Origin of the sequence: Xenorhabdus innexi (assembly GCF_002632485.1) — a bacterium.
Lineage (GTDB): Bacteria > Pseudomonadota > Gammaproteobacteria > Enterobacterales > Enterobacteriaceae > Xenorhabdus > Xenorhabdus innexi.
In genome coordinates this window covers 1-23,968 of sequence record NZ_NIBU01000003.1, presented here as the reverse complement: position 1 = coordinate 23,968, position 23,968 = coordinate 1, and the positions used below count along the sequence as shown (strand labels likewise).

Here is a 23,968-nt window from a genome sequence, read left to right as displayed (position 1 = left end):
TGCTGGTTACACCCTGTTAATTATACATTTGTGAGATTAACATTGATTTATTCAGCCTGAATTTCGTCAAAAAAATCATTCAGAAACTGTTCCATGCGCTCCGTTCTTTCCCGAGCCATTTTTCTGCCTGTTTCTGTTTGAAAACCTGCTTCTATTTTGAATAATTTGGTATAGAAGTGATCAACCGCATAAGCGCGATCATCATATTCACGCTGTTTCGCCAAAGGGTCATTCGCATCATATAAACCTGAACGCATACGTCCGGCAGTATAAAAACAACGGGCAACTCCCATCATGCCGATGGAATCCAGCCGATCGGCATCCTGTACGATTTGAGCTTCCAGTGTCTCTGGAGTCAATGCAGCAGAAAAACTATGTGTTTCAATCGCATGACTGACGGCAGCGATATCCTCTTCATTCCAGCCAAGATCTTTTAATATCACTCCAGCTTTTTCCGCAGCCATACGGGAAGCTAAATGCCGTTTCGGATCATTTTTTTCAACATTAACGCAGTCATGTAATAAAACCGCCGCAAAAACTAACCGTAAATTACCGCATTCAGCTTCACAAATTTTCTGTGCATTTTTCCAAACCCGGTACAAATGAGCAATATCATGAGCACCATCATCACCTTCAATAGCAACCGGTAAAATTTGTTGGGCTAAATCATCAAACGGTGAAAAAGATAACATTGCTAAAACCTCTTAATGGATGAAAAGAACATCTTAGCAAAAAGCAGATAGAATATTTTTTTAAATTTCACCCAGGAAGGGTGAAAGGAATATACTGTTTTAACATGATTATTTATAAGTGAAAACGGGAAACCCTTCATGCTGACAGGACTAAACCATCTGACGCTGGCAGTCTCAAATCTTGAGCGTAGTCTCGATTTTTACATTAATCTGCTTGAATTTACCCCACATGTTCGCTGGCAAAATGGTGCTTATTTAACGCTTGGAGAACTGTGGCTCTGCCTCTCCTATGACGAGACAAAACCCGCACAGGATTATACGCACATCGCCTTTAATATTGAGCCTCAGAATTTTTCTGCTTTCAGAGAAAAAGTGCTCAGTGCCGGAATAAAACAATGGAAAGAAAACCGGAGCGAGGGAGACTCAATCTACTTTTTAGACCCAGATGGTCATCAGCTTGAAATCCATGTGGGATCGCTGACAAGCCGCCTTGATGCGCTACGCATAAAACCTTATGAGGGATTGGAGTGGTATTGATTTTTAAAAATTAAATACAATATTTGTTGTAGAACTTTTTTATTTTTGGCTTTACGTGAGGGGAAATATTAAATCCGTTCAATATCCTGCTAAAAACATCATCACGACATGGCTCCGACATTCTGATATCACCAGCCATAATCTGGCTCGTTACCGTATAAACTCCAAATAACTCAGCTTTTTGATACAAGATATAACTAGGATGCTTAACAAAAGGGTGGGATAAATACAGGATCATTGCAAATAGAGAACAAGTGTTCGTTTGCGCCTGTAAGCAACATAATAGTTCCCTTTCTAACCGGCGCAAAGTTAATCATCATACTAATTCACTGAGAATCCATTATTATGAAATTGTTCACTCCTTAAGCGGAGAGTATAGGTAAGTACAGTTAAACAATGTACATAAAACACTATGATAAGCTAATACCCACTGCTGGATTGCTGTCTCCATAAATGGGCAGCGACAAGCGCCTTCCAAGGCGAAAAACCTGCCAGCCATTTTTCTGTCTGCGCAGCATCTACTTTGCTTTCCTGTTTCAGCAAATACTGAAGATTACGCCTCACGGCAACATCACCATGCAGAGAGCCATTGAGGTAATTTAGTCCCCTTAGCAAGGTATAATTGACAGTCCAAATACCGATCCCTTTAATAGATAAAAGATCGTTGGTCAGTGACCTGATTTCATCTTCACTATTTTCAATGGATAAATTCAATTTACCAGAATCGATTAGCTGACAGACGCTCAATAATGCCTTCGCTTTACCCATAGAAAAACCACATTGATACAAATCCTGCTCAGTACACTGGATGACTTCTTGATGAGTCGGATGGCACATCAAGCCTGATGTATGCTTAACTCCGACAGTCTGAATAAATCGGCGGCGAATAGAAACTGCTGCACTGACACTAATCTGCTGGCCTATGATCGCCCAACTCAACGCTTCAAAAGGTGATGCAGACTGATAAATACGCAAACCTGCCTGCTGTGAGATTAATGCACCAATCGTCGGGTTTTCCTGATATTGCTCCTCAAATACCTCGACTGGCTGCAATAATCCAAGCATGTGTGTGGCTAAAACAGACAAATGATCTTTTGAATAAGGGAGACTCTCACCATCAATATCAAGCTGTACCTGAGCCTTATTTTTCTCTATTGAGATAGTCAGTAATGCCGGGTTTCCCTGCCAGATAATGCCTTTTTTAACCTGACCCTGCTGTACAATTTCAGAAATACATTTTTCATCCCGTTGGTGAAACGCCAAAAAATCTCGCATGTGATAATTATCTGGTAATATAACTTCCGCAATATGGCTTGGTTTCATTAAAAATCTCCAGCTTGATATTTTTCTTAAGAGACTGAAATGGCACTACTAATTACCAAACGCTGCATCAATTGTGATATGTGTGAACCTGAATGCCCTAATGAGGCAATCACAATGGGTGCTGAAATCTATGAAATTGCCCCGGAGCGTTGTACCGAGTGTATCGGACATTATGAAAAACCTACCTGTCAGTCTGTTTGCCCGATAACAAACACGATTATTATCGACCCCGACCATAAAGAGACAGAAGAGCAGCTATGGGATAAATTTGTTCTCTTACATCATGCTGACAAAATCTGAGTTCTGCTTATATATGGTATTTTGAGTGGCTTTCAGCTGATCCCCCGCCCAGACAGGACGAGGATTCATGGTATTTCTAACTCTCTAATATCACAGTTGCGCAGGCATAACGCCTTTCATCTGCCAGTGTGACATGCACGGATTTCACATGCAGTTGGTTCGCAAGTATTTTGGCTTCGCCATGAAGTTTTAATGTGGGTTTCCCCAATGCGTCATTAATCACTTCAAAATGGTTAAATGCCAATCCATTACGAATACCGGTTCCGAGCGCTTTCGCGGCTGCTTCTTTGACAGCAAAACGCTTTGCCAGAAAACGAATCGGCTGGTTATGCTGCTGATATTGTTGCCACTCATTATCACTCAGGATACGTTTTGCCAGCCGTTCGCCAGAACGCCCGACAATCTCCTCTATACGGAGAATTTCAACGATATCTGTACCTAATCCGACAATGGCCATTAACGGCGGGCTTCACGCAACAAGGTTTTCATATCCGAAACCGCAACAGATAACCCACTGAATACCGCGCGCCCGATAATGGCATGGCCGATATTCAATTCGTAGATTTCCGGTAATGCCGCGATGCGCTGTACATTATGATAAGTCAGCCCATGACCTGCATTGACTTTAATCCCTTTAGAGGCAGCATAAGTGACCGCCTCTTTAATACGCTGAAACTCTTTTTCCTGCTGTGCATCATTTTCTGCATCGGCATACGCACCTGTGTGGATCTCAATATAGGGCGCGCCTACTTCAGCCGCAGCATCAATCTGTTGATGATCCGCATCAATAAACAAGGACACCAGAATACCCGAATCTGATAAACGTTTAACGGCAGCGGCAACATGCGCTTTCTGACCGAGGACATCCAATCCCCCTTCTGTTGTGACTTCTTCCCGTTTTTCCGGCACTAAACAACAAAACGCAGGTTTGATTTGGCAGGCTATTTCCACCATTTCATCGGTCACAGCCATTTCCAGATTCATACGTGTCTGGATAGTTTTTGCTAATAACTGAACATCTCTGTCGGTAATGTGGCGACGATCTTCACGCAAGTGAACAGTTATCCCATCAGCACCAGCCTGTTCAGAAACAAATGCAGCCTGTGCAGGATCAGGATATTGCGTTCCTCGGGCATTACGCACTGTTGCAATATGGTCAATGTTGATGCCTAACAATACCTCAGCCATTTTTATCTCCTGCAATTATATTTTAGATAAAATAACGTGCTCACTCCCCATTATGGAGAGCATCCCATTTTAATTTTTCGGGTTCACATTACCCGTATTTTTGCGTACAAATTGATGAAATAATTCACGGCTCTTTAACGGCTTTCCCCCAAGATAAGGCTGCAAGGCAATGCGAGTAAATCGCTTAGCCGCCTTCAATGTAGCCGGATCAGGAAATTCACGTGCAGCCAGTGCCTTTAATTCATTGCCAGTAAAGCTGTAATGATCAACAACCAAACTGGCAATAAACCCTTTTTCTTCTCGATAGCGGTATGTCATTGTATCTGTGATCGGCTCACCACTACCCGCACAATGGAGGTAATCCACACCATACCCCATGTTATTCAGCACCGATAATTCGAAACGGCGCAGAGCATATTCAGGTGTGTACTCGCTCGCAGCCAGTATTTGTAAGCAGTGGAGATAATCAAAAAAAAGGGCAGGATAAGCGATTCCCTGCTCAAGAACTCTGGATAGGAGTTCATTAATATACAGGCCGCTGTATAACACGCTACCGGTTAAAGGAAGGGCTAACGAGATGGGTTCAGCATCCCGTAATGTTTTGATTTCACCCCGCCCACTCCAGCGAACCAACAGCGGGGTAAAAGGCTGAAGACAGCCTTTCAGATTAGAACGGCGGCTGCGTGCCCCTTTTGCCAAAACACGCACTCGTCCTTCATGTTCAGTAAAAAAATCCAGTAATAAACTGGTCTCACTGTAAGGGCGTCCATGAAGCACAAAGGCTCTCTGCCAGCCGTCCACGGATTAACCTTATAAATCGTCAATATAGCCGAGACTACGCAGAGCACGCTCATCATCTGCCCAGCCAGCTTTCACTTTGACCCAAAGTTCTAAATGAACTTTAACATCGAACAGTTTTTCCATATCCTGACGGGCTTCTGTTCCGATTACTTTGATTTTACTGCCTTTGTTACCAATAACCATTTTTTTCTGGCCATCACGTTCTACCAGAATCAGGCCGTGAATCGTATAACCTCCACGCTCATTAGTGACAAATTGTTCAATTTCAACCGTAACTGAATAAGGTAATTCCTCACCCAGAAAACGCATCAGTTTTTCACGGATAATTTCAGATGCCATGAAACGCTGTGAACGATCAGTAATGTAATCTTCCGGGAAGTGATGTTCCGCTTCCGGCATACGATCACGCACAATTTTAGCAATGGTATCAACGTTCGTACCTTTTTCTGCACTGATCGGCACAACATCAATGAAATTCATCTGCTGGCTGAGAAAACCGATATGTGGCAATAAAATGGTTTTATCCGTAACGTTGTCCACTTTATTGATAACCAGCATAACCGGGCAACGCAGGTCACGCAGTTTGTTCACAACCATTTCGTCATCCGGTGTCCAGTGAGTACCTTCCACCACAAAGATGACTAATTCAACATCACCGATTGAACTGCTTGCAGCACGATTCATCAGGCGGTTAATCGCCCTCTTTTCTTCAATATGAAGACCCGGGGTATCGACGTAAATAGTCTGATACGCTCCTTCCGTATGGATCCCCATGATACGATGCCGTGTCGTTTGGGGTTTACGAGAAGTAATGGATACTTTCTGACCCAGTAACTGATTCAATAAAGTCGATTTACCGACGTTGGGTCGTCCGACTATTGCAACAAACCCGCAATAGTTTTTTTCTTTGCTCATTCAAGCTCCAGTTGTTTTAATGCTTGTTCCGCAGCCGCCTGCTCTGCCTTGCGGCGGCTGGAACCTATTCCTCTGACAGGCTGTTCAAATCCACTGACCTGACAGTGAATTGTAAATTCCTGATCGTGTGCTTCCCCACGAACCTGAACAACCAGATATGATGGCAACGGCAGATGGCGCCCTTGCAAATATTCCTGTAAACGCGTTTTGGGATCTTTCTGTTTGTCACCCGGACTGATTTCATTCAGACGAATTTCGTACCAATTCAGTACAATTTTTTCAACGGTCTGAATATCGCTATCCAAAAAAATCCCGCCAATCAAAGCCTCGATACTATCGGCTAAAATAGATTCACGGCGATGACCACCACTTTTTAACTCGCCCGGCCCTAAACGCAGACATTCACCCAGTTCAAATTCTCTGGCAAGCTCCGCCAGTGTATTACCTCGTACCAATGTGGCACGCATCCGGCTCATGTCGCCTTCGTCAACCCGGGGAAAACGGTGATAAAGCGCGTTAGCAATGACAAAACTCAGGATTGAGTCGCCAAGAAATTCCAAACGTTCATTATGCTTACTGCTGGCACTGCGGTGAGTTAACGCCTGAAGCAATAAATCATTCTGCTTAAAGGTATATCCCAGCTTACGCTGTAACCTGTTCATTATTATGGAGTTCATGTGCTACCAATTCAGTTAGAATCCGTCAAATAAAAGCACACGCAACAGACCTGTGAGGCTACCTGATTTCAATATTAATGATAGCCTTACAAAACTGTTGCGTTTGCACTGGCTTCCTAAAATGTTAACTATTTCAGAAAGCCAGTCATCTCGTTTGAAAGAATATTCTACACTGGGAGATAAATTAATGCTTCGCTAATATATAAATATTAGTGAATTCCGCCTACCCGGCTGAAGCGTACCCATGGCCAGTCCGGCCACTCACCTTCCTGTTTATTAAAGCTGATCCAGATAGCCGTTGCGCGGCCTACCAGATTTTTTTCCGGCACAAACCCCCAGAATCGGCTATCAGCGCTATTATCACGATTATCACCCATCATGAAATACTGCCCTTGAGGAACAACCCAAGTTCCTACCGGCTGACCGGGCTGAACAAATTCCGGTTCACGTCGTGGCGGAAGAGTTAAAATATGGTGAGAAACATCACCCAACGTTTCAACGCGTTCTCCCTGACGAATAGTGTTAGGGCTCAATGTTTGCCCAACCGGAATTTGATGCACTTCAGTGCCAATAGTCCCGTCTTTTTTTATCTTTTCTGAGATAGTCCAATCACTTAAATATATATCCCCATAAGTGATAGGGAGAATATCTTTACAATGTTGAGCATGACCACAGCCGGGATAAATCTGAAGCTCTTTGTTCCAATAGTCGTAAACAATCTTATCGCCGGGTAAACCAATCACGCGTTTTACAAAATCGAGATTTGGGTTTACAGGATATTTGAAAACTGCAATATCCCCGCGTTTAGGCTCACCCGTTTTAATCAGGGTGGTTTGTGTGATCGGGTCTTTCAAACCATAGGCATACTTTTCTACCAGAATGAAATCCCCGATCAACAAGGTAGGCATCATTGAACCGGAAGGGATCTGGAAAGGTTCATATACAAAAGAACGCAATATCCAAACAATGGCTAACACCGGAAAAACAGATGCAAAAGTCTCAGCCCATGTAGGCTTGTTTATCTCTTTAATTGCAGCTTTCTGAGATTCGTTGCCCGCAGACTGCTGCTGAGCCTGAGCCAGTTTTCTCTTACGCTCAGGGGCGAGTTTAAACCGATCTATACACCAGATAATCCCGGTGATTAACGTTGCTAACGTTAAGATCAAGGCAAAAGTGTTAGCCATCTAGACTCCTTACGACCTTGTTAATTAATCTTTTCCGACATGCAGAATTGCTAAGAAGGCTTCCTGAGGCAGTTCAACGTTACCAACCTGCTTCATGCGTTTTTTACCTTCTTTCTGTTTCTGCAACAGTTTTTTCTTACGGCTGACATCACCACCATAACATTTCGCCAATACGTTTTTACGTAACTGTTTAACAGTAGAACGGGCGATAATGTGAGTTCCGATAGCGGCCTGAATTGCAATATCAAATTGCTGGCGAGGGATCAGTTCCTTCATTTTTTCCACCAGCTCACGACCACGGTATTGCGAGTTATCACGGTGAGTGATCAGGGCCAATGCATCAACACGTTCACCATTAATCAATACGTCCACACGCACCATGTCTGAGTGCTGGAAACGAACAAAATTATAATCCAGCGATGCATAACCACGTGAGGTAGATTTCAGACGATCAAAGAAATCCAGCACCACTTCAGCCATTGGAATATCGTATGTCAGCGCAACTTGGTTACCGTGATAAACCATATTAGTCTGAACACCACGTTTTTCTATACAGAGTGTAATAACATTGCCGAGATATTCCTGTGGCAACAGCATATGACATTCTGCAATAGGTTCACGCAGTTCTTTAATATTGTTTAATGGTGGTAATTTGGATGGACTATCCACATAGATTATTTCATCACTGGTTGTCTCAACTTCATAAACAACCGTTGGTGCAGTGGTGATCAAATCCAGATTATATTCACGCTCCAGACGCTCTTGAATGATCTCCATATGCAACAAGCCGAGGAAACCACAACGGAAACCAAAGCCTAACGCAGTCGAGCTCTCTGGTTCATAGAATAAAGATGCATCGTTCAGGCTCAGTTTGCCCAAAGCATCACGGAATGCTTCATAATCATCAGAACTGATAGGGAATAAGCCCGCATAGACCTGAGGTTTGACTTTTTTGAAGCCCGGTAATGCTTTTTCAGCCGGATGACGTGCTGTTGTTAACGTATCCCCGACTGGCGCACCAAGGATATCTTTAATCGCACAAACCAACCAGCCTACTTCACCGCAATTTAATACGTCGCGGTCAATGCGCTTCGGAGTGAAAATACCCAGACGATCGGCGTTATAGACCTGACCTGTGCTCATCACTTTGATTTTGTCGCCTTTACGCAGCGTACCATTCTTAATACGCACAAGTGAGACTACGCCCAGGTAATTATCGAACCATGAATCGATAATCAATGCCTGTAATGGCGCTTCAGGATCACCTTCCGGTGGCGGAATTTCCTTAACCAGACGTTCAATAACATCCTGTACGCCCACACCTGTTTTTGCAGAACAACGAACGGCATCCGTTGCATCAATACCGACGATATCTTCAATTTCTTCTGCCACACGCTCCGGCTCTGCGGCAGGCAGGTCAATTTTGTTCAGAACCGGGACAACTTCCAGATCCATTTCAATCGCGGTATAGCAGTTAGCCAGCGTCTGAGCTTCAACGCCCTGCCCTGCATCAACAACCAGCAATGCGCCTTCGCAGGCTGCCAGAGAGCGGGAAACCTCATAAGAGAAGTCAACATGCCCCGGCGTGTCGATAAAGTTTAATTGGTAAACGTTTCCGTCGTTTGCCTTATAATCAAGGGTCACACTCTGTGCCTTGATAGTGATACCACGCTCACGTTCAAGATCCATTGAATCCAGTACTTGCGCTGCCATTTCACGGTCTGACAACCCACCACAGATTTGAATAATCCGGTCAGATAGCGTGGACTTACCATGGTCAATGTGGGCGATAATGGAGAAATTTCTTATTTGCTTCATTATTAAAATCTTTTTTGCCTTAATATTTCTGAATCATTCGCCTATGGACACACTGATGGACATAAAGCGACGTTTTATATAGATACGTGTTTGGCCACTGGCCTGAGAAGCCGTATTCTACATGTCAACACTATGAAAACCTAGTCATGCCTACGGTTTTAAATCTATACCCATACAGTATGTGCAGAAAGTGAAAATATTCGTAATAAATCGAGAAAACGATGATGGTAAAACAGATTATTCCTGATGTAGAACCTTAATCGTATCGGGAGGTAAACCAATTTGTAACACAACTGGCTGGTATTCCTGCTGACTATCCCAATAAGCAGCAACTTTACGGGCAAAGGCAAAACCGGCTAAACCACCAGCAAAGCCCCCCAGACATACCCATAACTGTTCAGCAGCCCAGTATTGGCAGAGCAATCCACCTAAAAACAGACCTAATAATGGTGTTAAATAAACCAACATAGCCGAACGCAACAAACTACTTTCCGGAATACCGACTTCAACTTTTTGCCCCGGTTGAAGTGGCTGGGCAATGTCTAATTCCAGTTGATGGATATTTTCCGGCCCCAGCTTTTCAAGTAAATATGAGCCACAGGCTGTTTTTGCCTGACAACTGCCACAACCCGAAGATGAGCCATAACGCAGTATTGCCCGGCCTTGTTGCCAACGGACAACCGTTGCCCATTCTTTAACCATCAGTTATCCCCCGTAAACGTAACACTGCCGACAATCTGTTTGATTGTGGCGAAGGGTAATTCGCCAATGACAGAAATGCTGTGCCTGCCATGCGACACAGTATAAACTGTTCGCCGACCCTGTCGATACAGTGGTTCACCGGCTGTTTTTTCACCTGTGTTTATCACATTGACAGAAAAATTAAACACCCCATCACTATACATAATGGATTCCAATAATTCCGTCTTTGATAACCGACTCCGGTTACGGGAGACTTCCCGAAAGCCCTCAGGTAACTTACTCACCTTCCAATTAAACTTCACTTTTTCAGCTTTCGGAATCACTAACATCGGTGGTAATTTCAAATGCACAATGGCATTCAATTCCTGTTTTATATCGTCATTCACCCTTGAGGATATAACACGGAACTGCTCAACAACCTTCATTTCGTCCTGATCAAATAATTCAATCAGCAAAGGCAGATAACTTTTTTTATCTATCAATAAATTATAATTATAACGATCGTTATCTTTCGATATTATGCGTACGAAATATACGGGATGATCACCAACATGAGTAGAGCCCGCATCAATGAAATTATAGAATTTCTGTAATTGAGAAAAATCAGCAAAAATGATTGGGGGCAGGTAATCGACAATACGATCCCCGCGTAAGCTGAATGAATCCAACCCCGATTCGTAGTAACTTATCTGATCACCACGCTGAATAATTTCACGGCGCGTGTTATCCATTTGAATAAGCTGTGCGATGGGCTGATTATCAATGATAGCGTGACGATAACGCAAAGGGATCAAAAACTGCTTGTTCAGGTTAATAAACGCAAGCTCATAAGACAGAGTTTGTACGGAATGCCCCATACCCTGTAACAAAGCCTCGGTGCTGTTTTGCTGACCCGAGGCTTTTGAAGAATTCAGGAAGCTCCCGAATAATAAAATGAAAAAAAACGTATATTTCATTTTTATTACTTATTTAAGCTTGCTGGTCTCTGTTCTCCTGAGTGTATAGCGTTAACCTCCGGCAGCCCTAATTCTCTTTCTGCATTAATACGCCGGAAAAGCTCATACTGCTGCAACATCGCATCAATACGTTTATTACTTTCCCTCACCTGCATACTCAAGTCGCCACCAAAAGCATCATGTTCCGCAGGAACCGATAACCCAACAGGTGAAGCAGAACCCATAACCGGTAATGTATTGAAGACCGGATTATCAAGCTGAGTATCAGTGTCCGAACCATTATATTGCTGAACACCAATGATAACCGCCAGTGACACACAAGCCGCTACACCAACCTGAGTCATTTGACTGGCCCAAGGCCGGAGAGCCGTCAACGGACGGAGTTTATGCCAGAACGGTAAGTTCTGCCATGTATCAGGTTTTGGCTGAGATTCCGGAACAACTGCTGGATTGATATGGACAGGTTCTTTTTCAAGCGCCTGCGCTACTTGACTCGCGATATCCAAATGTAATACACCACTTACATCACCGCGTAGTGTATCGCGGATAAGGTGATATCTTTCCCACTGTTTCTGCATTTCAGCATCTTCAGAGATCAAACGAACAATTTCACTATCAAGAGCTTCTCCATCCATTAATGCGGAAAGTTTCTCTCTTTGCATGCCAGTACCCTTCAATATTATTTTGTTCCACTACTACTGTTTCCACTGCTGCAGGTGCTTCAATTACTACTGCTTACTGCTGGATCAGGGGTTGAACTTTATTATCAATGGCTTCTCTTGCCCGAAATATTCGCGAACGAACAGTACCCACAGGACACTCCATAATGACGGCTATTTCTTCATAGCTCAGGCCATCAAGTTCCCGGAGCGTAATTGCTATGCGCAAATCTTCTGGCAGTGACTCAATGGTACGAAATACCACTTGCTTCAATTCTTCTGACAACATTAAATTCTCAGGGTTCGAAATTTCTTTTAGTGAACTTGACGTATCGTAATTTTCTACATCATTAGCATCCAAATCATTGGATGGCGGACGACGCCCCTGAGCGACTAAATAATTCTTCGCAGTATTAACGGCAATACGGTACAACCACGTATAAAAAGCACTATCACCCCGAAAAGAAGACAGTGCCCGATAGGTTTTAATAAATACCTCTTGTGCGACATCAGGAACATCGCCTTGAGGTACGTAACGGGCAATTAAGCTCGCCACTTTGTGCTGGTATCTGATTACCAGCAAATTAAACGCTTTTTGGTCGCCTTTTTGTACTCGCTCGACCAGCATTTGATCCGTTAACTGCTCGCTCATCCGAGGCTCACTCTCCTGAGGTAAAACTCCACATTTATACTTAATTACGCCAGTAATGACACCTTGTCACTCGAACAAGCATCACCTTTGAGTGTTCATTACATGTGAAGTTCAACTTTGATTGTAATTTTGTCTTACAGCCACCAATTATTCTGTATTGTACTTTCAATTTATAGTACAAATCATAGCCTCTATTTGGTGGCTCATCCGATTTTACATCGTGAAAAACTGAAAGATTTATCCCCATCTTTCATAAAAAAACTCAATATTTTTATTGACGATAACCCTATCAATAATAAAGATAAAAATCTTTCACTAATTGCTGAAATTCTTTTGAATATACGCCATCAGCAGCACGGATAATCAGTTCACTAACCCGCATTTCCTGCTTCTGACGGGATAGCCCCAACAATAAACGATGTAGCGGTTTATCCAGCCTATCACGAATATTGAGCCGATAATGGGTAAACCAGCCACATTCTGTCGCCATTTTTTCGAAGGCCTCGCCAATCTGGTAAGGGAGCACCACACAAAATAACCCTTCAGGAGTAATTAATCGTTCAACGCAGTTCAACAAACCTTGATGAGTTAATGCTTCGGTATAACGCGCCTGATTTCGTGCCTCATTACGACAGGCAATTGCCGGTTCAAAATAGGGAGGATTACTTACAATCAAGTCATACCGGCGTTCGCTTCTCATGGCGAAATGATGAATATCCTGCTGACATACCCTGATACGGTCAGACCACGGTGATTGCTTTATATTTTCAATCGCCTGCATTGCAGCATCGTTGTCCAGCTCCACGGCATCAATAATGGTATCGGTTCCGGCTCTCTGGGCTATCATCAAAGCAATCAGCCCACTGCCACACCCGATGTCCAGACAATTTTGCCTATTCGCTACCGGTGCCCATGCTCCCAATAACACGCCATCAGTCCCGACTTTCATCGCGCACTTATCATGTCCGACAAAAAATTGTTTAAATGTAAAACCACCACGGCGAAGAGCAGGTTTATGTATTAACGTCATGAATTATATCTGTTGAAAACGAAAGTTGTTCATAGCATAAATCTTATGACTCGAGGATAAAAGCCACATGCCCAACGCAGACTTTTATCACTGATGCGTGTTATAGGGTGAAGAATGAGCCCAACCTGTTTATAATCGGCGGCCCAAACAGAGGTATATGATGACTGCGACAAACTTTTCCGAATTCGAACTTGATGAATCCCTGCTTGATGCGCTAAATGACAAAGGCTATGAACGCCCGACCGCAATTCAGGCAGCAGCCATTCCGGCAGCCATGGACGGGCGGGATGTATTAGGTTCCGCACCAACGGGTACAGGCAAAACTGCTGCTTACCTGCTACCGGCTTTACAGCATTTGCTGGATTTCCCCCGTAAGAAATCAGGGCCACCACGTATTTTGATTTTAACACCAACCCGTGAACTGGCGATGCAGGTTGCAGATCAGGCCAAAGAGATGGCTGCCCACACCAATCTGGATATTGCCACCATTACTGGCGGTGTAGCCTACATGAATCATGCAGAAGTGTTCAGTGAGAATCAGGACATTGTCGTCGCAACTACAGGGCGCCTGCTTCAATATATCAAAGAAGAAAACTTTGATTGTCGGGCAGTAGAAACCCTAATCCTTGATGAAGCCGATCGTATGTTGGATATGGGTTTTGCCAATGACGTTGAGACGATTGCCGGAGAAACCCGCTGGCGTAAACAAACAATGCTATTTTCCGCAACGCTCGAAGGTGAAAGCATCCGTGATTTTGCGCAGCGTCTGCTGACAGATCCTGTTGAAATCGATGCAGAACCTTCCCGCCGTGAGCGTAAGAAAATCCAACAGTTCTATTACCGCGCTGACAATCTGGAGCACAAAACTGCTTTATTATGTCATCTGCTGAAACAGGAAGACGTTACAAAATCGATTGTCTTTGTACGTAAACGGGAACGTGTCCGCGAATTGGTGGAGTCGCTGCATCAGGCAGGCATTCAGTCCAGTTTTCTGGAAGGCGAAATGGTGCAGGCCAAACGGACAGACGCAGTGAAACGCCTAAATGATGGCCGGGTTAAGGTTCTGGTTGCAACCGATGTTGCTTCCCGTGGGCTGGATATCGAAAACGTCAGCCACGTTTTTAACTTTGATTTACCACGCACAGCAGATGTTTACCTGCATCGGATTGGCCGGACTGCCCGTGCTGGCCGTAAAGGCACAGCAATTGCGCTGATTGAGTCTCATGATCACCCATTACTTGGCAAAATCACCCGCTATCTTCAGGAACCACTGAAAGTCCGGGTTGTCGACGAACTGCGTCCACAAACCAAAGCACCAAGTGAGAAGAAAAGCTATAAGCCATCCAAAAAAGTGCTGGCAAAACGCAAAGAAAAGAAAAAAACAGAAGAAACCAAGAAACCCCGGGTGAAAGTGCGTCATCGTGACAGCAAAAACATCGGAAAACGCCGCACTCCTTCAGGCAACTCCAGACCGGAACTGACAGAATCTGCGGATGAGTAATTAATCTGTATAAGCGGGCAAATTGCCCGCTTTATTATCAGCACAATGCTCAAATAACAGGTTAAGGACAAAATCAGCGCAGACTTAAACTGAATAATATTGTTTCACCTTCTCTCTGGTTAGCTGCTGTTGCGGATTAGCCGAGTGATAGGGTTGGCTGAATAAAATATCCAGTTCATCGTCATTCATATCTATCGCCCACGTTTTTAACAATGACTCTTTATTTGAATGAAGAATATTATCTTGTATATCATTACTCGCAGCAGCCATCATCATGCTTTCTTTTCCATATCCTGTACTGTCTCCTTTCCCCTGCCAAGGTTTATGAATAACCAGTAATTCCTGTACAGCCTCCAGGAAATGAGCCTTGAATGAATGTAACGCGTAACTATAGCGCACAATTGAATCTATGAAATTTTCCGGTTTATATTCATATTCAAGAAGAATCTGACTTCCCATTGGCTGAGGAATCGGTAACGCTTTTTGCAGATTATCCAACCAGTCATGTTCAACAATATAATTCCGGATTAACCCCTGTTCTGCTATTTCGCGGCCAGCTCCCGGGGACCATCCCATCCGTTTCAAAGTCCAGTCTGAAACACCGGCAGAATTAAAGGTAACCGCAGGTTTTCCGGTTGTCAGGGCAGCCATTGATGCCAGCCCTCCCCCCATTGAATGCCCGGTAAAAATAACATTCTTACCCAATGTTTTTAATGCTACCTGTGCCAGAGCTACGGCCTGATTATATTGCTTTTCATTGTATCCAAGCCCCTGACGAATGCTCGCCATAAAGTCTTTTATCTCGTTTGAGCCTGTAAATGAGACAATATATAAGCCCTTGTTTCGGTAGATCCCGGCCTGAAATCCAGTAGTACGATCATCCAGAATATCAGGATCAATACCCGCTTTGACGAGTTCTTCATCAGACATTCGTACATACTCACCAATGCCAAAACTATTTCGGCGGTAAACATCGCGGGTTACCTGCGCCAGAGTATAGTCAATAGATTTCGAATCTTTTCCTGCAATATCATTAGCTTTTAATTCAGGGGTATCCATCACTCTGTTTTGAGAAGCCACTATCAATGATTGATAGAGTGAATCCGCTTGCTTAGTATTTTCCGAAAGAGAAGTCATTGTGGAAGGAATTTGTTTATTTCTATCTGGCAGTATACTGCCAGCAGAGGGTGACTGAGGAGTTGCCTGATTTCCCTGTAATGGAATAGCCCCTAACTGACTCAATAAACTGATATTTGTTGCTAAAGTCATAAAATACTCCTACCGATTTAAGTTAGATATAACAGACTGACCTAATTCTTCTATCGGCAGAATTTTTAACACTTTTATATCAAATTTAATTTTTAATTAACAATTTAAACAGGTATGGCTAAAGTGAATGGATAGAACCAATAAGGAGACAACTTAAAAAACAAAAGGCACAGAAACTTATTAGATGAAGGCTTTCCCTATGCCAAGGGAATCGGTAAGCTTAACTCCATCTGGTAATCTCTTATTTAAAACGGAACCCGCTATGTCCGCTCCTCTTACATGGCATGATGTCATCGGCAATGAAAAAGCACAGCCTTATTTCACTGATACATTGACCTATGTCGCCAACGAACGTAAAGCAGGTAAAACCATTTATCCGCCACAGCAGGATGTTTTCAATGCATTCCGCTATACCGAGCTGGCTGATGTAAAAGTCGTGATTCTGGGACAAGATCCTTATCACGGGCCAAATCAGGCTCATGGTCTGGCTTTTTCAGTACAGCCGGGCATTCCTGCTCCCCCTTCTCTCGTTAATATGTACAAAGAACTGGAGACTGATATCGCAGGATTTCAGCGCCCTAATCACGGCTGCCTGCTTAGTTGGGCAAAACAGGGGGTTTTACTGCTTAATACCGTGCTGACCGTTGAACGGGGTAATGCACACTCTCATGCCAATCTGGGCTGGGAAACATTTACAGATAAAGTCATTGCAGCAATCAATGAACACAGGAGCGGTGTGGTTTTTCTGCTTTGGGGAGCTCATGCTCAGAAAAAAGGCCGTATCATTGATACTCAACGTCATCATGTTCTGAAAGCACCACATCCTTCACCTTTATCGGCACATCGCGGTTTTCTGGGGTGTAAGCATTTCTCACAAGCAAACCAACTGCTTGAAGCACAGGGATTAACTTCAATCGACTGGAATCCGGTACTTCCTGAGTAACTACTTTATTTATCCCTGCAAAAATGCCGCCTAAAACGGCGGCATTACAATAACAGAAACGGTATTTTTTATTTAGAAACTGCAACCATTGCAGGACGCAACAGACGTCCATTCAGGGTGTAACCTTTCTGCATAACCAACATAACGTGATTTGGTTCGTGCTGATCGGATTCCATCATGGTCATCGCCTGATGCACTTCCGGATTGAAAGGAACATTGATATCACCGACAACTTCAATACCAAATTTACCCACAGCATCAATAAATGATTTCAGTGTCAGTTCAATGCCTTCAATCATTGGAATCAACGTCTCATTGGTGCGATCTGCCGCTTCCAAAGCACGTTCCAGATTATCAATTACTGGCAGAAGCTCATTAGAAAATCTTTCCAATGCAAATTTATGTGCTTTTTCCACATCCTGTTCGGCGCGACGACGAATGTTGTCTACTTCAGCACGGGCACGCAGGATCGCATCACGTTCACGAGACTGAGCCTGTTTCAGCTCTTCTTCCAACTCGGCAACACGCGGGTCAACAATACTTTCAGTCTCTGCCGCGTCTGCCTTTTCTGCATCCATTTGTTGCTCAAATACATTTTCTGTATTTTCTGAGACTTGCTCGTCAGGTACTTTTTGGTCTTTACTACTCATGAATATCTCCGCGTATTTTGTATTATATTCGCCACTCTCGCTTATTATGGGGATCAAAACGAGGGATTCAAGGGAACACATCATATTGTGAGGGCAAAACCATATGCTGCAGGAAATAACAGCAATGAATAATGAATTCAAATGCATCGGTATTGTCGGTCGTCCACGTCACCCTGAAGCATTAGCCACCCATGAAATGCTATATCACTGGCTGGTATCTAAAGGTTATTGCGTCATTGTGGACAGACAGGTAGCAAAAGATATTAATTTAAAAGGTGCTCAGACGGGAGGGTTAACTGAAATCGGTAAAGTAGCCGATTTAGTGATTGTCGTAGGTGGTGACGGTAACATGCTGGGCTCAGCCAGAGTACTGTCTCGTTATGATATTAAAGTTATTGGTATTAACCGCGGTAATTTAGGCTTTCTGACGGATTTAGATCCGGATAACGCTCTGCAACAGCTTTCTGAGGTTCTCAATGGAGAATATCTCGATGAAAAACGATTTCTACTGGAAGCTCAGGTCACAAAAAAAGGCCAGAAACCACGGCGTAGTACGGCACTGAATGAAGTTGTGCTGCATCCGGGCAAAGTTGCCCATATGATCGATTTTGAGGTTTATATTGATGACCGTTTTGCATTTTCTCAGCGTTCGGATGGTCTCATTATAGCAACACCTACCGGTTCTACCGCCTACTCCCTGTCAGCGGGCGGCCCGATACTGACGCCGAATCTGGATGCGATTGTGTTAGTACCGATGTTTCCGCATACACTTTCTGCCCGTCCTCTTGTGATCAGTAGCGAAAGCAGTATTTGTCTGAAGTTTTCTCAAAACAGCAATGATTACGAAGTCAGTTGTGACAGCCAGATTGTGTTACCGATTCAGGATGGAGAAGAAGTTATCATTAAGCGTAGTGAATATAACCTGCACTTAATCCACCCGAAAGATTACAATTATTTCAATACATTGAGTACTAAATTAGGCTGGTCAAAAAAAATGTTCTAAAAAAGAGGTCTTCCTACTTTACTGTATAAAAAACCAGTTTATACTGTGCGAAAGAACAGACATGTTTTTATGCACAGGAACATGGCTTTATATACAAAAACATCGTTTTAAGTATAGGAAAAGGTAGGAGAAGCACGATGTTAGCTCAATTGACCATCAGTAATTTTGCCATTGTTCGCGAACTTGAAATTGACTTTCGCTCAGGAATGACAACCATCACAGGGGAAACAGGAGCGGGTAAATCAATCGCAATTGATGCGCTGGGCTTATGTCTCGGTAATCGTGGAGAAGCGAATATGGTTCGGGCTGGTGCTCCCCGTACTGACATCTGTGCCCGCTTTTCACTGGCAGATGCACCTTCTGCCCGTAAATGGCTTGAAACTCACCAGCTTGATGGCAGTTTTGATGATGATAATGAGTGCCTGCTACGGCGTACTATTACCGCAGATGGGCGCTCCCGTGGTTTTATCAATGGTACTGCAGTTCCTCTTTCCCAACTGCGTGAGTTAGGCTCACACCTGATTCAAATACACGGTCAACACGCCCATCAGCTACTTTTAGAAAACCGTCATCAACGGCATTTACTGGATACTTACGCCGGTGAATTCACCCTACAAAATGAAATGAAACAGGCGTATCAGCAATGGAGACAAAGCTGTCAGGCTCTTGCTCAATTTCAACAACAGGCTCTTGAGCGTCGTTCACGACAGCAGCTACTTGAATATCACCTGAAAGAACTAAATGAACTGGCGCCGCAGGCTGGCGAATATCAGGAACAGGATAGCGAATATAAACGTCTGGCAAATTGCGGTCAGTTTTTGTCTGGCAGTCAGGATATCCTCCAAATATTAAGTGACAATGATGAACAAAATATCGTTAGCCTGCTGAGTTACGCACGAAATGAACTGACTGAGCTTGCCAGTATGGATCATAAACTGAGCGGATTACTGAATATGTTGGAAGAAGCTTCTATTCAAATCAGTGAAGTGAGTGATGAGTTGCGCCATTACAGCGATCAACTGGAATTAGATCCTAACCGTCTGTTTGAGCTGGAACAAAAAATCTCACAGCAAGTCAGCATCGCACGTAAGCATTATGTTTCACCGGAAGAACTACCCGCCTTACATCAACAGCTACTGGAAGAACAACACCAGCTTTCACAACAGGAAGATGATTGCGCTCATCTCAGTGAACTCGTCAGCATACACTATCAGCAGGCTCTCAGCGTTGCTGAAAAACTCCACCAAATTCGCCAACAATATGCTATCGAATTAAGTCAGCTTATCACCAACAGCATGCATCAACTTTCCATGCCTCATGGGCGATTCACGATTGATGTTACCTTCGAGCCTGAGCATTTAAATCTTGATGGAGCCAGCAAGGTAGAATTTAATGTTACAACTAACCCTGGGCAGCCTCACCAATCACTGGCAAAAGTGGCTTCAGGTGGCGAACTTTCTCGTATTGCTCTTGCTATTCAACTCATTACAGCTAAAAAAATGGAAACGCCTGCATTAATCTTTGACGAAGTTGATGTTGGTATCAGTGGCCCGACAGCAATGATCGTAGGGCGGCTTCTTCGGGAATTGGGTGAATCAACTCAGGTTATGTGTGTCACGCATTTACCGCAAGTTGCAGGATGTGGTCATCAACACTTTTACGTCAGTAAACAAACCGATGGAGAAGAAACAGAAACCCAGATGCAGCTGTTGGATAAAAAAGCCCGATTGCAGGAACTTGCCCGACTTCTCGCTGGTAGTGAAGTAACAAAAAACACACTGGCTAATGCGAAAGAACTCTTAGCGGCATAACTTGAAAGACGACGGGTATACAACTTTTTTGTATACTTGAAGTCATATATCTTACCGATTTAAAAATTAAAGCTATAGGCAAATAGCATAGAGGTTTTCAAACTCTATAATGTTTATTATTATCGACAGCCTAACTCCTAAAGGAATGTAATTACTATGCGCTGTAAATTGTTGACTGCCGCAACTCTATCTCTGGTTATGCTGACTGCGGGCTGCTCTATGTTTGAGCGAGTTATTTATCGTCCTGATATTAATCAGGGGAATTACCTGACACCGGATGCAGTATCAAAAATCCATAAAGGGATGACTCAACAGCAAGTTGCTTACACTTTGGGAACTCCTATGCTGACAGATCCGTTTGGTAGCCAAACATGGTATTACATATTCCGTCAGCAACCCGGGCATAAAAAAGTAAAACAAGAAACATTGACTCTCACTTTTGATAGTAATGGTGTTTTAACCGACATCAAAAATGAAAACGCTTTGCCACAAAATGGGTAAAATTCGAGATTTTATTTACTCGCCAGTGAGTTAATTACTGGCGAGTAAATATCAGGCAGATATCTACTGAGTACCATGTTTTGCACGTTCTGCCCGTTTACGGCGCAGTTCTTTCGGATCAGCAATAAGAGGACGATAAATTTCAACGCGATCCCCCTCTTCCAAAGTATCTGTCAATTTAGCTGGTCGGCTATAAATACCGATTTTATTCTTAGCCAAATCAATGTCGCTGCGTAATTCTAAAAGCCCCGATGCCATAATTGCCTGTTCAACAGTGGCTCCCTGAGGTAATTTCACATTCCGCAGATATTGTCGTTCCGGCAAAGCATAAATGACTTCAATATTAATATCAGACACTATAAACCTCTCGCGCTCGTTGGGTAAAAGCCTGAACCATATTACCGGCCAGTTCCTTAAATACTTTACCAAAAGCGAGCTCAATCAACTTATTCGTGAATTCAAAATCGAGGTGTAATTCAACCTTACAGGCATCTTCGCTGAGTGGAATAAAGTGCCATCCCCCCATAAGCTTGCGGAAAGGCCCATCGACCAACTGCATACTGATGCTTTGGTTGTCAGATAACGTATTCCGCGTTATAAACGTCTTACTGATCCCCGCTTTGGAGACATCAACAGAAGCCATCATTTCATTACCACTGTTGCTTATGACGCGGCTACCCACACATCCCGGCAAAAAGTCCGGATAAGATTTCACATCGTTGACCAATTTATACATTTGTTCCACGCTGTACGGAACCAACGCAGAGCGATTAATCTGTGGCATATCATTTCCTGTAAAACGTAACAGCGCCAATAATATCACTTTAATGTGGTTAAATAAAAAACTGACGACATTTAGCGCAATAAATGTGCACTTATCGCTAAATATCATGTAGAAGAGATTCCTTTCACTAGCGCTTACAGTATAATACAACGCATTATGACAAAGAAAAAAGCACACAAACCCGGTTCGGCAACAATTGCCATGAATAAGCGAGCTCGTCACGAATACTTCATTGAAGAAGAATTTGAAGCTGGCTTATCGCTACAAGGTTGGGAAGTCAAATCACTGCGCGCTGGCAAGGCAAACATCAGTGAGAGTTATGTTTTGCTTAAAAATGGTGATGCTTATCTTTTTGGTGCCACGATCACGCCATTGAATGTTGCCTCTTCCCATGTGGTCTGTGATCCTACAAGGTCACGTAAACTGTTACTTAACAAACGCGAACTTGATTCCCTATACGGTCGGATCAATCGCGAAGGCTATACTATCGTCGCCCTTTCCCTTTATTGGAAAAACGCTTGGTGTAAAATCAAAATTGGCGTTGCAAAGGGTAAAAAAGCGCATGATAAACGTTCAGACATTAAAGAACGTGAGTGGAAATTAGACAAAGCGCGAATTATGAAGAATGCAGGACGTTAATCACTAGCATTACTGTTCAATATTCTGATATACTTGCGTTTAACACACTTTTGGGGCTGATTCTGGATTCGACGGGATTCGCGAAACCCAAGGTGCATGCCGAGGGGCGGTTGGCCTCGTAAAAAGCCGCAAAACAATAGTCGCAAACGACGAAAACTACGCACTGGCAGCTTAATAACCTGCGCAGAGCCCTCTCTCCCTAGCCTCCGCTCTTAGGACGGGGATCAAGAGAGGTCAAACCCAAAAGAGATCGCGTGGATGCCTTGCCTGGGGTTGAAGCGTTAAATCTAATCAGGCTAGTTTGTTAGTGGCGTGTCTGTCCGCAGCTGGCAAGCGAATGTAAAGACTAGACTAAGCATGTAGTACCGAGGATGTAGGAATTTCGGACGCGGGTTCAACTCCCGCCAGCTCCACCACTTTTTAGTTGTTTGAAGTATAATGAAGTCTACTAAGCCCGCACAGCACAAGCTCTGCGGGCTTTTTTACGTCTATTGTCGTCCAGTGAGAATTGCTGAGAACTACGAGTTATGGCACCCTGAATGGGACCCACTAAGAAGGGTCCAAAAATCGAGGGTCCCAAATGGCAAAAATCGCTAAGAAGCTCACTGACACTGAAATCAAAAGCACCAAGCCAGCCGATAAAGAAATCAACTTGTTTGACGGCGATGGTTTGATTCTACGAATCGCTCCTTTGGCAAAAGGAGGCAAGAAAAATTGGTATTTCAGGTATGCAGTACCAGTGAGCAAGAAAAGAACCAAAATGAGCCTTGGGACATATCCTCACCTTACCCTTGCAAGAGCCAGAGCCTTACGAGATGAATATCTCTCCTTTCTGGCAAATGGTGTTGATCCCCAAGTCCATAACAACGATAAGGCGAAGGCATTAAAGAGTGCTACTGAGCACACCCTCCAAGCCGTAGCGCGGAAATGGTTAGATGAGAAGGTAAAGAACTCAGGTATCTCACAAGACCATGCAGCAGACATCTGGCGCAACTTAGAGAGAAATGTCTTTCTTGGTCTGGGTAATGTCCCTATCAATGAGATCCGACCTAAGCTCTTAAAACAACACCTTGATCCTATTGAGCAACGAGGCGTATTGGAAACTCTACGCCGCATCATTTCACGTCTGAATGAAATCTTCCGGTGGGCAGCCACTGAAGAACTTATTGAGTTCAACCCAGCTGACAACCTTGGCCAAAGATTCAGTAAACCAAAAAAGCAAAATATGCCTGCCCTTCCCCCAAGCGAATTTCCGGTCGTGTATTCAACCCGTTGATTTAGGTATATAATAGCCATTTTGTGGGGAAATGAAATGGCGACAGTTGAAGTGAAACGTCGGTTTTGTCAGCAAGTTGAATACGTCAAAAAACACGGCAAAGGTGAGGCAGGCCATCAACGCTATCGCTGTCTCTCCTGCAAACGCACCTTCCAAC

The 23,968-nt window shown here is 43.7% G+C and carries 27 protein-coding genes, 1 other RNA gene and 1 pseudogene; 11 read left to right on the top strand and 18 right to left on the bottom strand.

Annotated features, from left to right (window positions below; translation table 11 throughout):
* Nucleotides 1–47 precede the first annotated feature (47 nt).
* The gene (locus tag Xinn_RS01835) at nucleotides 48–692 is read right to left on the bottom strand and encodes an HD domain-containing protein (RefSeq protein ID WP_086956059.1); all 645 of its coding nucleotides are present in this window, start codon (nucleotides 690–692) and stop codon (nucleotides 48–50) included.
* A gap of 138 nt (nucleotides 693–830) precedes the next feature.
* Here Xinn_RS01835 and fos point away from each other — a divergent pair, with 138 nt between their 5' ends.
* Entirely contained in the window at nucleotides 831–1,229 is a 399-nt protein-coding gene (fos, locus tag Xinn_RS01830; RefSeq protein ID WP_086956058.1) for a fosfomycin resistance glutathione transferase, read from the top strand.
* A gap of 420 nt (nucleotides 1,230–1,649) precedes the next feature.
* On the opposite strand, the gene Xinn_RS01825 is transcribed toward fos, so the two are convergent.
* The gene (locus tag Xinn_RS01825) at nucleotides 1,650–2,552 is read right to left on the bottom strand and encodes a DNA-3-methyladenine glycosylase family protein (protein ID WP_086956057.1); all 903 of its coding nucleotides are present in this window, start codon (nucleotides 2,550–2,552) and stop codon (nucleotides 1,650–1,652) included.
* A gap of 39 nt (nucleotides 2,553–2,591) precedes the next feature.
* Between Xinn_RS01825 and Xinn_RS01820 the strand changes: the two genes are divergently transcribed.
* Nucleotides 2,592–2,852 (top strand): YfhL family 4Fe-4S dicluster ferredoxin, encoded by a 261-nt coding sequence (locus Xinn_RS01820; protein ID WP_086956056.1) that lies wholly within the window; start codon nucleotides 2,592–2,594, stop codon nucleotides 2,850–2,852.
* A gap of 76 nt (nucleotides 2,853–2,928) precedes the next feature.
* Here the strand turns inward: Xinn_RS01820 and acpS are convergent, their stop codons facing one another.
* From acpS to trmN, 12 genes are all read right to left on the bottom strand, one after another.
* A complete protein-coding gene (acpS, locus tag Xinn_RS01815; RefSeq protein WP_086956055.1) occupies nucleotides 2,929–3,309 on the bottom strand; it encodes a holo-ACP synthase in 381 nt (126 codons plus the stop codon).
* On the bottom strand, nucleotides 3,309–4,040 hold the full coding sequence (gene pdxJ / locus Xinn_RS01810) for a pyridoxine 5'-phosphate synthase (protein ID WP_086956054.1): 732 nt from the start codon (nucleotides 4,038–4,040) through the stop codon (nucleotides 3,309–3,311). Before pdxJ ends, acpS begins: the two co-directional genes overlap by 1 nt.
* A gap of 69 nt (nucleotides 4,041–4,109) precedes the next feature.
* Nucleotides 4,110–4,841, bottom strand: a complete 732-nt coding sequence (gene recO, locus Xinn_RS01805) for a DNA repair protein RecO (RefSeq protein ID WP_086956053.1) — start codon at nucleotides 4,839–4,841, stop codon at nucleotides 4,110–4,112.
* 9 nt (nucleotides 4,842–4,850) lie between these two features.
* Complete coding sequence (era, locus tag Xinn_RS01800) at nucleotides 4,851–5,756, bottom strand: GTPase Era (RefSeq protein WP_086956052.1); 906 nt, start codon at nucleotides 5,754–5,756, stop codon at nucleotides 4,851–4,853.
* A complete protein-coding gene (gene rnc, locus Xinn_RS01795) occupies nucleotides 5,753–6,433 on the bottom strand; it encodes a ribonuclease III (RefSeq protein WP_086956051.1) in 681 nt (226 codons plus the stop codon). Before rnc ends, era begins: the two co-directional genes overlap by 4 nt.
* A gap of 209 nt (nucleotides 6,434–6,642) precedes the next feature.
* Entirely contained in the window at nucleotides 6,643–7,617 is a 975-nt protein-coding gene (lepB, locus tag Xinn_RS01790; RefSeq protein ID WP_086956050.1) for a signal peptidase I, read from the bottom strand.
* Between the two features lie 24 nt (nucleotides 7,618–7,641).
* Complete coding sequence (lepA, locus tag Xinn_RS01785) at nucleotides 7,642–9,435, bottom strand: translation elongation factor 4 (RefSeq protein ID WP_086956049.1); 1,794 nt, start codon at nucleotides 9,433–9,435, stop codon at nucleotides 7,642–7,644.
* Between the two features lie 237 nt (nucleotides 9,436–9,672).
* On the bottom strand, nucleotides 9,673–10,137 hold the full coding sequence (gene rseC, locus Xinn_RS01780) for a SoxR-reducing system protein RseC (RefSeq protein WP_086956048.1): 465 nt from the start codon (nucleotides 10,135–10,137) through the stop codon (nucleotides 9,673–9,675).
* Nucleotides 10,137–11,093 (bottom strand): sigma-E factor regulatory protein RseB, encoded by a 957-nt coding sequence (gene rseB, locus Xinn_RS01775; RefSeq protein ID WP_086956047.1) that lies wholly within the window; start codon nucleotides 11,091–11,093, stop codon nucleotides 10,137–10,139. Before rseB ends, rseC begins: the two co-directional genes overlap by 1 nt.
* A gap of 5 nt (nucleotides 11,094–11,098) precedes the next feature.
* Nucleotides 11,099–11,755: an anti-sigma-E factor RseA gene (gene rseA / locus Xinn_RS01770; RefSeq protein ID WP_086956046.1), complete on the bottom strand. Its 657-nt coding sequence runs from the start codon at nucleotides 11,753–11,755 to the stop codon at nucleotides 11,099–11,101.
* Nucleotides 11,756–11,828: 73 nt separating this feature from the next.
* On the bottom strand, nucleotides 11,829–12,404 hold the full coding sequence (rpoE, locus tag Xinn_RS01765; protein WP_086956045.1) for an RNA polymerase sigma factor RpoE: 576 nt from the start codon (nucleotides 12,402–12,404) through the stop codon (nucleotides 11,829–11,831).
* Nucleotides 12,405–12,693: 289 nt separating this feature from the next.
* Nucleotides 12,694–13,434 (bottom strand): tRNA(1)(Val) (adenine(37)-N(6))-methyltransferase TrmN, encoded by a 741-nt coding sequence (gene trmN, locus Xinn_RS01760; protein ID WP_086956044.1) that lies wholly within the window; start codon nucleotides 13,432–13,434, stop codon nucleotides 12,694–12,696.
* A gap of 160 nt (nucleotides 13,435–13,594) precedes the next feature.
* Here trmN and srmB point away from each other — a divergent pair, with 160 nt between their 5' ends.
* Nucleotides 13,595–14,935, top strand: a complete 1,341-nt coding sequence (srmB, locus tag Xinn_RS01755) for an ATP-dependent RNA helicase SrmB (protein ID WP_086956043.1) — start codon at nucleotides 13,595–13,597, stop codon at nucleotides 14,933–14,935.
* An 84-nt stretch (nucleotides 14,936–15,019) separates the two neighbouring features.
* On the opposite strand, the gene Xinn_RS01750 is transcribed toward srmB, so the two are convergent.
* A complete protein-coding gene (locus Xinn_RS01750; protein WP_086956042.1) occupies nucleotides 15,020–16,204 on the bottom strand; it encodes a Tle-like phospholipase domain-containing protein in 1,185 nt (394 codons plus the stop codon).
* 262 nt (nucleotides 16,205–16,466) lie between these two features.
* Between Xinn_RS01750 and ung the strand changes: the two genes are divergently transcribed.
* A complete protein-coding gene (gene ung / locus Xinn_RS01745; protein WP_086956041.1) occupies nucleotides 16,467–17,147 on the top strand; it encodes a uracil-DNA glycosylase in 681 nt (226 codons plus the stop codon).
* A gap of 68 nt (nucleotides 17,148–17,215) precedes the next feature.
* Here the strand turns inward: ung and grpE are convergent, their stop codons facing one another.
* A complete protein-coding gene (gene grpE / locus Xinn_RS01740) occupies nucleotides 17,216–17,797 on the bottom strand; it encodes a nucleotide exchange factor GrpE (RefSeq protein ID WP_086956040.1) in 582 nt (193 codons plus the stop codon).
* A gap of 124 nt (nucleotides 17,798–17,921) precedes the next feature.
* Here grpE and nadK point away from each other — a divergent pair, with 124 nt between their 5' ends.
* From nadK to bamE, 3 genes are all read left to right on the top strand, one after another.
* The gene (gene nadK / locus Xinn_RS01735; protein ID WP_086956610.1) at nucleotides 17,922–18,800 is read left to right on the top strand and encodes an NAD(+) kinase; all 879 of its coding nucleotides are present in this window, start codon (nucleotides 17,922–17,924) and stop codon (nucleotides 18,798–18,800) included.
* 137 nt (nucleotides 18,801–18,937) lie between these two features.
* Complete coding sequence (gene recN / locus Xinn_RS01730; protein ID WP_086956039.1) at nucleotides 18,938–20,611, top strand: DNA repair protein RecN; 1,674 nt, start codon at nucleotides 18,938–18,940, stop codon at nucleotides 20,609–20,611.
* Between the two features lie 156 nt (nucleotides 20,612–20,767).
* Entirely contained in the window at nucleotides 20,768–21,112 is a 345-nt protein-coding gene (bamE, locus tag Xinn_RS01725; RefSeq protein WP_086956038.1) for an outer membrane protein assembly factor BamE, read from the top strand.
* Between the two features lie 63 nt (nucleotides 21,113–21,175).
* On the opposite strand, the gene Xinn_RS01720 is transcribed toward bamE, so the two are convergent.
* Nucleotides 21,176–21,469, bottom strand: a complete 294-nt coding sequence (locus tag Xinn_RS01720; RefSeq protein ID WP_086956037.1) for an RnfH family protein — start codon at nucleotides 21,467–21,469, stop codon at nucleotides 21,176–21,178.
* Entirely contained in the window at nucleotides 21,462–21,896 is a 435-nt protein-coding gene (locus Xinn_RS01715; protein ID WP_211285995.1) for a type II toxin-antitoxin system RatA family toxin, read from the bottom strand. Before Xinn_RS01715 ends, Xinn_RS01720 begins: the two co-directional genes overlap by 8 nt.
* A gap of 156 nt (nucleotides 21,897–22,052) precedes the next feature.
* Here Xinn_RS01715 and smpB point away from each other — a divergent pair, with 156 nt between their 5' ends.
* The 4 genes and pseudogenes from smpB to Xinn_RS01695 all read left to right on the top strand — a co-directional run.
* A complete protein-coding gene (gene smpB, locus Xinn_RS01710) occupies nucleotides 22,053–22,535 on the top strand; it encodes an SsrA-binding protein SmpB (RefSeq protein WP_086956035.1) in 483 nt (160 codons plus the stop codon).
* 52 nt (nucleotides 22,536–22,587) lie between these two features.
* Nucleotides 22,588–22,951: a transfer-messenger RNA gene (ssrA, locus tag Xinn_RS01705) on the top strand.
* A gap of 164 nt (nucleotides 22,952–23,115) precedes the next feature.
* Nucleotides 23,116–23,790: pseudogene (locus Xinn_RS01700) on the top strand (integrase arm-type DNA-binding domain-containing protein); the annotation flags it as partial.
* A 57-nt stretch (nucleotides 23,791–23,847) separates the two neighbouring features.
* On the top strand, nucleotides 23,848–23,968 hold a 121-nt coding region (locus Xinn_RS01695; protein WP_169923513.1), incomplete at its 3' end, for an IS1 family transposase.

Bases quoted from the DNA above. Each gene is read 5' to 3' on its own strand.
- Xinn_RS01820 (WP_086956056.1), top strand. From the start codon at position 2,592: ATGGCACTACTAATTACCAAACGCTGCATCAATTGTGATATGTGTGAA.
- grpE (WP_086956040.1), bottom strand. From the start codon at position 17,797: ATGAGTAGTAAAGACCAAAAAGTACCTGACGAGCAAGTCTCAGAAAAT.
- bamE (WP_086956038.1), top strand. From the start codon at position 20,768: ATGCGCTGTAAATTGTTGACTGCCGCAACTCTATCTCTGGTTATGCTG.
- smpB (WP_086956035.1), top strand. From the start codon at position 22,053: ATGACAAAGAAAAAAGCACACAAACCCGGTTCGGCAACAATTGCCATG.
- trmN (WP_086956044.1), bottom strand. From the start codon at position 13,434: ATGACGTTAATACATAAACCTGCTCTTCGCCGTGGTGGTTTTACATTT.
- fos (WP_086956058.1), top strand. From the start codon at position 831: ATGCTGACAGGACTAAACCATCTGACGCTGGCAGTCTCAAATCTTGAG.
- rseC (WP_086956048.1), bottom strand. From the start codon at position 10,137: ATGGTTAAAGAATGGGCAACGGTTGTCCGTTGGCAACAAGGCCGGGCA.
- rseB (WP_086956047.1), bottom strand. From the start codon at position 11,093: ATGAAATATACGTTTTTTTTCATTTTATTATTCGGGAGCTTCCTGAAT.
- lepB (WP_086956050.1), bottom strand. From the start codon at position 7,617: ATGGCTAACACTTTTGCCTTGATCTTAACGTTAGCAACGTTAATCACC.
- pdxJ (WP_086956054.1), bottom strand. From the start codon at position 4,040: ATGGCTGAGGTATTGTTAGGCATCAACATTGACCATATTGCAACAGTG.
- srmB (WP_086956043.1), top strand. From the start codon at position 13,595: ATGACTGCGACAAACTTTTCCGAATTCGAACTTGATGAATCCCTGCTT.
- Xinn_RS01835 (WP_086956059.1), bottom strand. From the start codon at position 692: ATGTTATCTTTTTCACCGTTTGATGATTTAGCCCAACAAATTTTACCG.
- Xinn_RS01750 (WP_086956042.1), bottom strand. From the start codon at position 16,204: ATGACTTTAGCAACAAATATCAGTTTATTGAGTCAGTTAGGGGCTATT.
- lepA (WP_086956049.1), bottom strand. From the start codon at position 9,435: ATGAAGCAAATAAGAAATTTCTCCATTATCGCCCACATTGACCATGGT.
- Xinn_RS01825 (WP_086956057.1), bottom strand. From the start codon at position 2,552: ATGAAACCAAGCCATATTGCGGAAGTTATATTACCAGATAATTATCAC.
- rseA (WP_086956046.1), bottom strand. From the start codon at position 11,755: ATGCAAAGAGAGAAACTTTCCGCATTAATGGATGGAGAAGCTCTTGAT.
- recN (WP_086956039.1), top strand. From the start codon at position 18,938: ATGTTAGCTCAATTGACCATCAGTAATTTTGCCATTGTTCGCGAACTT.
- rpoE (WP_086956045.1), bottom strand. From the start codon at position 12,404: ATGAGCGAGCAGTTAACGGATCAAATGCTGGTCGAGCGAGTACAAAAA.
- rnc (WP_086956051.1), bottom strand. From the start codon at position 6,433: ATGAACTCCATAATAATGAACAGGTTACAGCGTAAGCTGGGATATACC.
- acpS (WP_086956055.1), bottom strand. From the start codon at position 3,309: ATGGCCATTGTCGGATTAGGTACAGATATCGTTGAAATTCTCCGTATA.
- nadK (WP_086956610.1), top strand. From the start codon at position 17,922: ATGAATAATGAATTCAAATGCATCGGTATTGTCGGTCGTCCACGTCAC.
- Xinn_RS01715 (WP_211285995.1), bottom strand. From the start codon at position 21,896: ATGCCACAGATTAATCGCTCTGCGTTGGTTCCGTACAGCGTGGAACAA.
- ung (WP_086956041.1), top strand. From the start codon at position 16,467: ATGTCCGCTCCTCTTACATGGCATGATGTCATCGGCAATGAAAAAGCA.
- era (WP_086956052.1), bottom strand. From the start codon at position 5,756: ATGAGCAAAGAAAAAAACTATTGCGGGTTTGTTGCAATAGTCGGACGA.